Source organism: Stenotrophomonas sp. PS02301 (assembly GCF_029959485.1).
In the GTDB taxonomy this organism is placed as follows: domain Bacteria; phylum Pseudomonadota; class Gammaproteobacteria; order Xanthomonadales; family Xanthomonadaceae; genus Stenotrophomonas; species Stenotrophomonas maltophilia_Z.
In genome coordinates this window covers 1-10,107 of record NZ_JASCOO010000128.1, presented here as the reverse complement: position 1 = coordinate 10,107, position 10,107 = coordinate 1, and the positions used below count along the sequence as shown (strand labels likewise).

Genomic DNA, 10,107 nt, shown 5'->3' with positions numbered 1-10,107 from the left:
GGCGGCCGCGTACAAAAGGGCCCCGGGCCCCCCCGGTTCCCCGCCGGGCCCCCCCGGGCGCGGGCGCCGGCGCCGACCATCGAGGTGCCACCGCCGCCGCCGCCGCCCGAAGCCATCGGCACCCCGCCGCCGGCAGTGCCGCCGGCACCGCCGCCGCCCCCGGACGTGAACCCGCCGGATGATCCGGATCCGGTCGCGCCAGAGCCGCCGCCCCCGGCCCCGCCGCCGGCTCCTGCGCCGGTGGCACCCGCGCAGCCGGAGGCGCCGCCGCCGGTGCCTACCGAAGTGCCACCGGTGCCCGGTCCGCTGGCGGTACCGCCAACGCCGGACGCGCGTCCGGCAGAGGGCGACATCATTCCGCTGTACCGGGTGGAAACCCCGGTCTACTCGGTGGTGCCCCCGTTGCTGCGCGAGACGAGCCTGGCCAGCCTGGGCACCTTCCACGAGCGCCGGGGCGAGCAGCGCGTGCTGGCCGGGCAGGGCGGCTTCCGCTCGGCCTGGGCACGCATGATCGGGCAGAGTCATGAGCAGCACTGGGAGGGCGATGCCAAGCCCAGTTTCGACGGTGATCTCCAGGGCATCCAGGCCGGCCTGGACCTGTACGCCAACGGCGATGACAACCACCGCGATCAGGTCGGTGTATTCGTCGGCCGCACCCGCGCGCAGGGCAACGTCAACGGCTTTGCGATCGGCTGGGACAACGTGGCCGTCGGCCGTACCCGCCTGGATGACAAGCACGTGGGCCTGTACTGGACCCGCGTCGGCAGCGAAGGCGGGTATCTGGATGCGGTGGTCCTTCAGAGCCGCTACGACGGTGAGGCCACGTCGGCGCGCGGGCTGGGCATCGACGTGCGTGGCGATGGCACCACCGCGTCGCTGGAAGTGGGCAAGCCGCTGCTGCAGCTCGGGCAGTCCGTATGGTGGCTGGAGCCGCAGGCACAGGTGATCTGGCAGCGCACCTCGATCGACGATGCCGGTGACCGGGTGTCGGCGGTCCGCTTCAAGGCCGACAATGCCTGGACCGGGCGCGTCGGCCTTCGCCTCGCCGCCGATTACGATATCGCCGGCAATGGGTGGCAGCCGTACGCCAAGCTCAATTACTGGCAGACCCTGGACGGCGAAGATCGCATCGACTTCGGCGACAACCGGCTCACCAACCAGCAGGGCTCGCGCGCACTGGAAGTCGGCGTCGGTGTGGTCGCGCGCTTCAATGCCAATGTCAGCGCGTTTGCGGTGGCCGATTACACGCGCGATCTGGAAAGCAGCGCGCAGAAGGAGCGCAAGAGCATCGAGGGGAATATCGGCGTGCGGTTTGATTGGTGAGGCGGTTGTGGGCGCTGGCTGATCCCCGGCACGCTGCCCGCCACGGGTGGCGTGCCCTCATTTCGGGCTGACCGGTCGCCAGGGCGGAGGACGCGCGCTGTTCTTGTGGCCGTGTGCAGCGATATGCTGCGGCCTGCTCAACTACACGGATGTAGCGCGATGGTGATGTTCCTGCGGTCTCGTTGTACGCGCCCGGCGCTGCTGGCCGGTGTGCTGCTTGCACCGATGGCGAACGCACAGGAGATGCCTGCGCCACCGGTACAGCTGCGGATCGTGGCGGTGCTGGAGCGCGAGGCGCTGTACCGCGACAAGGTCGATTGGCAGGCGCTGCGCACCCGCCTGCAGGCTCCCGATGCTGATCCCGCCAAGACCTGGCCGCTGTTGCGCGATGCCATTGCCGTGAGCAGTGGGGGGCATGGGCGGTGGCTGCCGGCGAGCTACCCGTTGCTGCAGTCCTCTTCAAGCCGCGCCACCGTGGCGGGATCCCAGCCACCGCCGGCAACGCAGCGCACACACGAGCACCGCGCCAAGCAGCAACGCACTGACCAGCAGCGCGATATGGATACGGTCGGCCGGCGCATCGGCTGGATGACGGTGGGCGCCTTCAGCGGTGGTGGACCGGGCGACAGCGTGGCCTGGCAGCGGGCGAGTGTTGCGTTTGCAGGCACGCTGCAGGACGCCATCCGCAGCAAGGACCGCGCGGAGCGATGCGGCTGGGTGGTCGACCTGCGACGCAACACCGGCGGCAACATGTGGCCGATGTTGCTCGGCCTGGCGCCCCTGCTGGAAGACGCGGGCGGCAATGCACCGCGGGTAGGTGCGTTCACCACGGCCGACTCGGAGCGGTCGTGGTTCTTGCACGGCGGCGCGGTGTGGTTGGAGCAGAAGAACCTGCTGGATGTTGGCGCGGCCGCGTATCGGCTGCGTCATCCCGGCGCACCGGTGGCGGTGCTGTTCGGGCCGCGCACCGCCAGCGCGGGAGAGGCGACGGCACTGGCGTTCCGTGGGCGTGCCAACACCCGAAGCTTCGGCCAGCCCACGGCAGGCGTCTCCACGGGTAACCGGACCGAGCTGCTGCCTGATGGAAGCGCCTTGCTGGTCACCGGCAACGTCATGGTCGATCGCAACGGCCAGGGCGATGGCAGGAAGATCGCGCCGGATGTGGTGATCGGTGAGGGCGAGGATGCTGCGGCGGCCGCAAGGGACTGGCTGCTGGCGCAACCGGCGTGCGCCAGCGCCACCTGAGGCGTCATCCCAGCCGTCGATCAGCGTGTACGCACCGCGCTGATGGCCTTCACCCGCGCCTTGGCCAGCGCTTCCCCCACCGCCGGCCCCTTCAGCCCGGTCAGATCCAGATCGCGCGCCTGCACGGCAAGCGCTGCCTGGTGCAGGCGCTTGAGCGTTTCACCCTGCGGGTAGTCGCTGGCCTCGAAGCCCAGCCGGCCGCGCTTGTCGGCTTCGCAGCACAGCGCGATCTGCGCGATGCGTTCGGGCCGGCGGAACCCATCGCAGCGGCCGAGCAGCTCCAGCACGGTGGCATCGCGCAGCTCATCGATGCGGTGCACGTTGAGATGGTCGCGGCAGACGGCTTCGGCCAGCTGGCGGTGATCGACCGGCACCTTCAGGCGTTCGGCCACTCCACGCAGCGGGGCGACGCCACGCTGCTCATGCATGATGTGCCGCGGCCATTCGGCCGGTGGGGTCAGGCCTTTGCCGAGGTCGTGGGTCAGCGCGGCGAAGCCGATCAGGTCATCGCCCGGGGCCAGCTGCGCGGCCATGTCGCTGACCATTTCCTGGTGCACGCCGGTATCGACTTCCGGATGGAACTCCGCGCGCTGGGGCACACCGTACAGGGCCTCCAGCTCGGGCAGGATCGCACCCAGTGCCTGGGCGTCATGCAGGGTGCGCAGGAACGCGGACGGCCGCGCGGAGGCGAGGGCACGCCTCAGCTCCTGCCAGACGCGTTCGGGCACCAGCGCATCGAGCTCGCCACTGGCGGCGACCTCCCGCATCAGGGCCATCGTCTCGGCGGCGACGGTGAAGCCGAGGGGCGCAAAGCGCGCCATGAAGCGGGCCGCACGCAGCACCCGCAGGGGATCCTCGACGAAGGCCGGGCCGACGTGGCGCAGCACGCGCTGTTGGATATCACCCACGCCGCCATACGGATCCACCAACGCACCGGTGGCTTCATCGCAGGCGATCGCGTTGATGGTGAAATCGCGACGCTGCAGGTCCTCCTCCAGCGTCACAGCGGGATCGGCATCGACCACGAAGCCGCGGTAGCCGCGGCCGGACTTGCGCTCGGTGCGGGCCAGCGCATATTCCTCACCGGTATCCGGATGCAGGAACACCGGGAAATCGCGGCCCACGGCCTTGTACCCCTGCGCGTCCATCTGCGCCTGGGTGGCCCCGACCACGACCCAGTCGCGGTCGCCGGGTGGACACTGCAAGAGGCGGTCACGCACGGCGCCGCCCACCAGATAGATCTTCATGCGGCCATGATAATCGTCAGTCCGCTCAATCCCCGCCCTTGTCGGCGTTGGCCGCGCAGGCGAAGGTCTTGCGCTTGGCCTGCAGGCGGCCGTTCATGCGGTCGGTCACCGGCAGCGCGTCACCGTTCAAGCGCCAGTCGTAGATCACGCTGAAGGCCAGGATGCGCGCGACGTACTCGCGGGTTTCCTTGTAGCTGATCGTCTCGATCCAGATGTCCGGATCGAACCCCGGACGCTGCGACTGCCAGCGGGCGGTCGGGGTCGGGCCGGCGTTGTAGGCGGCAATGGTGACGTAGGGCAGGCCCTCGTACTTGTTCATCAGCTGGCGCAGGTAGGCCGTGCCGATGGCAATGTTGGTATCGGGGTCGTAGAGGCTGGCAGCGCCGCCGTAGTTGGTCAGGCCGATTGACTTGGCCACTGCCGCACCGGTGGCGGGCAGGACCTGCATCAGGCCCATGGCGTTGGCCGGTGAGCGGGCCTTCGGGTTGAAGATGCTCTCGGCGCGGATTTCCGCGGCCACCCAGGCCGGATCGATGGCATTGCGTGCGGACTCGCGGCGGATGCTGTCGTCGTGGTGCAGCGGGAAGCGCAGCGAATACAGGCGCTGCTCGTCCGGGGTCTTGCCGAGCGAGAACACCGCACGGTCGAACCAGCCGTTGTCGCGGGCGACTTCCACGGCGAGACGACGCTGTGTGTTGTCGTAACGGCTCAGCGCATCATTCCACTCGGCCACGGCCCAGCCCGCCCGTTCGATCTTGAACAGTTCCATCGCCCGCACGATCGCCGGGTCACGCGCGACCGCCGCCTGCGCCTGGGCGCTGTCGTTGGGTTCCCACGGGCACAGCGTGTAGTTCTGGCCGAGCTGGTCGGCCGCCAGGAAGCCATGGAAGGTGGCCGCGCGGGCGGCCTCACGGAAGGCCGCCTGCGCTTCGCTGCGTTTGCCGGTCTTGTCCAGCATGCGCGCTTCGAAGTAGCGCCAGCGCGAGTCGGCGCGCTGGGTCGGGCCCATCTTGCGGATCGCGGTCAGCGCCGCCGGCCAGTCGCCGCGCGACAGCGCTTCGCGCGCACGCCATTCGTGCAGACGCTCGTCATACGCCGATTCGGGCACCGCATTGAGGCGACGGGCGGAGTCCGGACCGTAGGAGGCCACCGTCCACAGCGCGATCTGGTACAGCACCTGCGCGCGCTGCGCGGCGCTCAGCTGCAGCGCGTCGGCGTACTGCGGCAGCTGCTGTTCGGTGGCCCCCGGGTCGGCCTTGGCCAGTTTAGCCAGGCCATCGGTGGCGATCCGCCGGCTGCGCTCATTGCGCGGCCAGTTCAGCGCGCTGGCATTGGGCTTGTCGACGAAGGCGGCATAGGTGTTGGCCAGGGCCAGATCGGCGGCCGGCAGCCCGCGCGCGGCACTGCGCATCACCGCCGGCTGCTGCTCATCGGCAGCGGCATCGATGCGTGCCCAGCGCAGCTCGGCGTTCATGCCGCCCTTGGCATCCAGCACCGCGAACACGGGGTCGCAGGCATCAGGCAAGGATTTGCCGGTGCTGCGCCAGATCGCCTGCGCCTCGCTGACCCACTGCGCGTCGGCCTTGCCGGTAGCCTGGCGTGCATTGAGCTGGGCGCAGCGCAGGCCGACGTTGGTCGTGTCGGTCCAGTTGGCCAGCAGGGTCGGCCAGTCCTGGCGCCGCGCCACCGCCGGCAGCCATACGTTGCGGAAGCTGGTGGCTACCGCCTGGCCGTTGTAGCGCTTCAGGAAATCCTGCGCCTGCACGTTGCTGACGGTATCGATGTTGCGCCGCAGATTGGCGAACTCCACCCAGCCATACAGCGGGTGCTTGCTCAGTGCCGCTGCCTGGGCAGGATCGAACTGGCCGCGCTCGGCATTGTCGATCACGGCCTTGAGCTGCGCGCGCTGGGCATCCAGGTTCTGGGCATCGGCCACCGGGCTGACCCCGGTGCAGGCCAGCAGGACGGTCGCGCTGAAGAAATAGAGGGGAAGTCGAGTCATGCGGAAAGCATAACGGGGGCCGGTGAAAGGCGGTGAGGGCAATCCGACTCGAGGATGAACGGGCGCCGCTGGGGCGGTCCATTCGCACACCGGTCCATCGCTCCACCGGTGACCAGGGACGTTGGAAACACGCGCCGCTCCAGACCCCATCGCATCGACGTGCGGCGGCGCATCTGGACGCCATGCCAACGACCCTCGACGGCTGCGCACTGAAGCCGATTCCGACGCGCTGGCCAGCGCAATCGCCGAGGTTCCCAGTCGTCACCAGAGTCCCGACATCACGCGGACGGCGTTCGCGCAGCAGCGGCACGACGACCGCCCCGGATGCCGTCAATATCCCTCGAAAACAGCAGCATGTGCGCTCGCACAGACCGCACACACGCTGCCCCATAGCCGCGCCCGCGCACAGTCGGCTTTGTCGATTCCCCGTGAAAGCGAGGCGCACGTCACTCCTTCACATTTACAGGTTGTTTACAAGGAGACACTGCCGCCATGCAGGGGGGAGCGGCAGTCCCGCCCAACGTTCCTTTGGAGAGAGAGCGAATGAACAACCTGCATCACCGCCCGTTGGCGGTCGCCGTATCGCTGTGCCTGCTGCTGGCTGCACCGGCCCTGGCCAGCGCGCAGGACGCGCCACGCAGTACGACGGATCTGGACCGGGTGGAAGTGACCGGCAGCCGTATCAAGCGGGCCGAAGTGGAAGGGCAGGTGCCGATCCAGACCCTGACCCGCACCGAGATCGAGCGCACCGGCCTGACCTCGATCGGCGACGTGCTGCAGCAGCTGACCGGCTCCGGCTCGGCGCTCAATGCGAAATTCAATTCCTCGGGCAACTTCGGCTTCCCACCCGATGGCAGTGGCGTGGGTGCGGGGTCGGCCCAGGTCGATCTGCGTCACCTGGGCGCCAAGCGCGTGCTGGTGCTGGTCGATGGCATCCGCTGGGTCAATGAATCTTCCGCGTCCGGCGTGGGCGCGGCGACCGATCTGAACACCATTCCGCTGGCCATCGTCGAGCGCATCGAAGTGCTCGAAGACGGCGCTTCATCACTGTATGGCTCCGACGCGATCGCCGGTGTGGTCAACATCATCACCCGCCGTGAATTCGACGGCGCGCAGGTGACGATGAACTATGGCGAGTACACCAAGGGCGATGGCACCCAGAAGGGCGTGGACCTGGCCTGGGGCACCAGCGGTGACCGCTACACCCTGTTCCTGGGGGCGAGCTGGACCAAGCAGGACCCGGTGTATGCGCGCGATCGCGAGCAGTCGCGCTTCCCGATTCCCGGCACCGGGCTGGCCTTCGGCAGTGGTGGCATTCCGCAGGGGCGCTTCAAGTTCGTCGATCCCACCACCGGGGCGGTACAGGACATCGTACCCAATACCGGCGTAAGCAGCCCGCGTTACGACGGCAGCGCCGGCTGCGACCGCAGTGATGATTATCACTGCTTCACCTCGGCCGACCGCTTCAACTTCGCCGAGTACAACCTGGTGCTCACCCCGTCCGAGCGGAAAGGCATCTTCGGCCAGTTCCGCTTCGATCTCACCGACGACATCCAGTGGTATATCAAGGCGCTTGGCAATCGCCGCGAGTCCACCAACCAGGCCGGTCCGGAGCCGCTGTTCTTCGGCCCCGATGGCGCCACCGGCAACCCGCTGGCCGACAACATCGTGGTCTCCGGCCTCAACCCGTACAACCCGTTCGGCTTCGATCTGGCCGCCTCGGGCAACATGAGCCTGATCGGCCGTCGCCCTGTTGAAGGCGGCGCACGCGTGTTCGAGCAGGAGGTCAACACCCAGTACTTCGCCACCGGCCTGGTCGGCCAGTTCCAGGCCGCGGATCGCAGCTGGTTCTGGGACCTCAACGGCATGTACAGCAAGAACAAGGCCGAGCAGACCAACTACGGCAGCTACGACATCTACAAGGTCAACATGGCGCTGGGCGATCCGGCGGTATGTGCGGCCACCCCCGGCTGCGTACCGCTGAACATTTTCGGTGGGGTCGGCTCGATCACCCCGGAGATGCTGCGCTGGATCCAGCCAGTAGTGCGTGACCGCAGCCAGAACGAGCTGAGCCTGTTCACCGCCAACCTGAGCAGCGAGCTGTTCACCCTGCCGGCGGGCCCGGTCTCGTTCGCCACCGGCTATGAGTACCGCAAGTACGAGGGCCGCTACGATCCGGATCCGCTGACCGTGATCGGCCACTACAACGGCGTGCCCTCGCTGCCGACCTCCGGTTCCTACGATGTCAACGAGGCCTACCTGGAGCTGAGCGTGCCGATCTTCGCCAAGAGCGCGCTCGGCGAAAAGCTCGACCTGAGCCTTGCGGGGCGCTACTCGGATTACTCCACGTTTGGTGGCGAGTTCACCCCGAAGTACGGCCTGCGCTGGCAGGTGACCAATGACTTCGTGCTGCGCACCAGCTACGCCGAAGGCTTCCGCGCACCGTCCATCGGCGAGCTGTATGGCTCGGCCGCGCGTGCCGATCTGCAGCTGTTCGATCCCTGCTCGGTCGGGCTGGGGGGCACGCCGCCGCGCGGCAGTGCCGCCAACTGTGCCGCACTCGGCGTGCCGGGCGGTTTCCAGCAGGCCAACTCGCAGATCTCGGTCACCACCGGCGGCAACGCGGAACTGGATCCGGAGCGCTCGCGCAGCTTCAGCGCCGGCTTCGTGTGGAGCCCGTGGTTCGGCAGCAACGCGTCCTGGTCGGAGCGCTTCGATGTCGAGGTGACGTTCTACCGCCACCACATCGAAGGCGCGATCCAGGCGATCAACGCGCAGACCCAGCTTGATCTGTGCGTGGACACGCTGGACCCGCTGTACTGCAGTGGCATCACGCGCGCCTCCACCGGGGCGGTCAGCAGCTTCAACAACCGGCTGACCAACCTGGGCTCGATCAAGACCGATGGCTGGGATGTGGATCTGTTCTGGACCCTGCCGCAGACGGAGATCGGGCAGTTCAAGCTCGGTTGGCAGAACACCTTCGTCGGCCGCTATGAGGCGTTGGGGGCCGCCGGGCAGAAGCAGCCGCAGGAGCCGGGTGTGGAAGTGGCCGACAGCTCGATCCCGGAGTGGACCAGCAATGCTACGCTGAGCTGGAACCTGTCCAACTGGAACGCCTCCTGGACGGTGCGCCACATCTCCAAGCTCACCGAGGCGTGCGGCGATGTGGCCGCCTTCCCGATCTGCAGCAACCAGGCCGAAGGCACCAACGAACTGTCGGCCACCACCTTCCACGACATGCAGGTGGGCTACAAGATCGACTGGATGAAGGGGCTGCAGCTCAGCGCCGGCCTGAACAACGTGTTCGACAAGGATCCGCCGATCTGCCTGTCGTGCTCGCTCAACGGCTATGACGCCTCGACCTACGACATCCCGCGCGGGCGCTACTGGTACGTGCGCGCGGACCTGCGGTTCTGATCGCGGGCTGATGCGGAGGTGACACACCGGGGCGCCGTGAGGGCGCCCCGGTGCGTTCCGGGCGGACAACCCGGTTGCGAGGACCGGCCATCTCGCGAGTCCGGCCTGCCGATGCTGTTTCCGTCAGGCATCATTGCGCTGCCGGCCAGCGGCCGGCACTACCTCTCTCTCGAACTGTATTGCCATGAACCTGCATACTTGGTGGATCTTCGCCGTGACCGTGTTCGTCCTGTGCGGCACGCCCGGCCCGAACATGCTGCACGTGATGACCCGCAGCGTGCGCGTCGGCTTCCGCCGCAGCATCGCCGCCATGGCCGGCTGCCTGACCGCGCTGGTACTGGCCCTGGCGATCTCCGCCGCCGGGCTGGGCGCGGTGCTCAAGGCCTCGCCGATGGTGTTCGACGTGCTGCGCTACGCCGGCGTGGCGTACCTGGTGTACCTGGGGATCAAGGCCTGGCGCGGCGGTGATGCGCCGATCGACGTCGGCAGCACCTCGGCGCTGGTGCCCAGTTCACGCACCGTGCTGTTCCGCGATGGATTCATCATCGGCATCAGCAACCCGAAGCTGCTGCTGTTCGCCTCGGCGTTCCTGCCGCAGTTCGTCGATCTCACCCAGCCGCAGCTGCCGCAGTTCGTGATCCTGGTGGGCACCTTCGCGGTGATGGAGATGTTCTGGTACGGGGTGTACGCCGCCGGCGGCCGCGGGCTGGCCGGTTATCTGGCCAAGCCGGGGCTGCGCAAGGTGTTCGACCGCGTGGTCGGCACGATCTTCATCGGGTTCGGGTTGGCGCTGCTGCGCGCCAGGCCGTAGTGCCGGCCGCTGGCCGGCAACCAGGCAGGACTTTCATCGTTCATGAGGCTGCCGGCCAGCGG

6 protein-coding genes are annotated in these 10,107 nt (G+C 68.2%); 4 read left to right on the top strand and 2 right to left on the bottom strand.

Features of this window, described 5'->3' with window-relative positions:
- Positions 1 to 1,323: autotransporter outer membrane beta-barrel domain-containing protein (locus tag QMX81_RS19325; protein WP_282263894.1), on the top strand; the 1,323-nt coding region annotated here is incomplete at its 5' end.
- Positions 1,324 to 1,482: 159 nt separating this feature from the next.
- On the top strand, positions 1,483 to 2,568 hold the full coding sequence (locus QMX81_RS19320) for a S41 family peptidase (RefSeq protein ID WP_282263892.1): 1,086 nt from the start codon (positions 1,483 to 1,485) through the stop codon (positions 2,566 to 2,568).
- Positions 2,569 to 2,588: 20 nt separating this feature from the next.
- Here QMX81_RS19320 and QMX81_RS19315 read toward each other — a convergent pair whose 3' ends face one another.
- Entirely contained in the window at positions 2,589 to 3,815 is a 1,227-nt protein-coding gene (locus QMX81_RS19315) for a multifunctional CCA addition/repair protein (RefSeq protein ID WP_121039822.1), read from the bottom strand.
- Positions 3,816 to 3,840: 25 nt separating this feature from the next.
- Entirely contained in the window at positions 3,841 to 5,817 is a 1,977-nt protein-coding gene (locus tag QMX81_RS19310) for a transglycosylase SLT domain-containing protein (RefSeq protein ID WP_282263889.1), read from the bottom strand.
- A gap of 543 nt (positions 5,818 to 6,360) precedes the next feature.
- Between QMX81_RS19310 and QMX81_RS19305 the strand changes: the two genes are divergently transcribed.
- Positions 6,361 to 9,234: a TonB-dependent receptor gene (locus QMX81_RS19305; protein WP_152152249.1), complete on the top strand. Its 2,874-nt coding sequence runs from the start codon at positions 6,361 to 6,363 to the stop codon at positions 9,232 to 9,234.
- Between the two features lie 184 nt (positions 9,235 to 9,418).
- Positions 9,419 to 10,045 carry a LysE family translocator gene (locus QMX81_RS19300; RefSeq protein ID WP_152152247.1) on the top strand — a complete coding sequence of 209 codons (627 nt, stop codon included), beginning with the start codon at positions 9,419 to 9,421 and terminating at the stop codon, positions 10,043 to 10,045.
- The last annotated feature ends 62 nt before the right edge of the window (positions 10,046 to 10,107 follow it).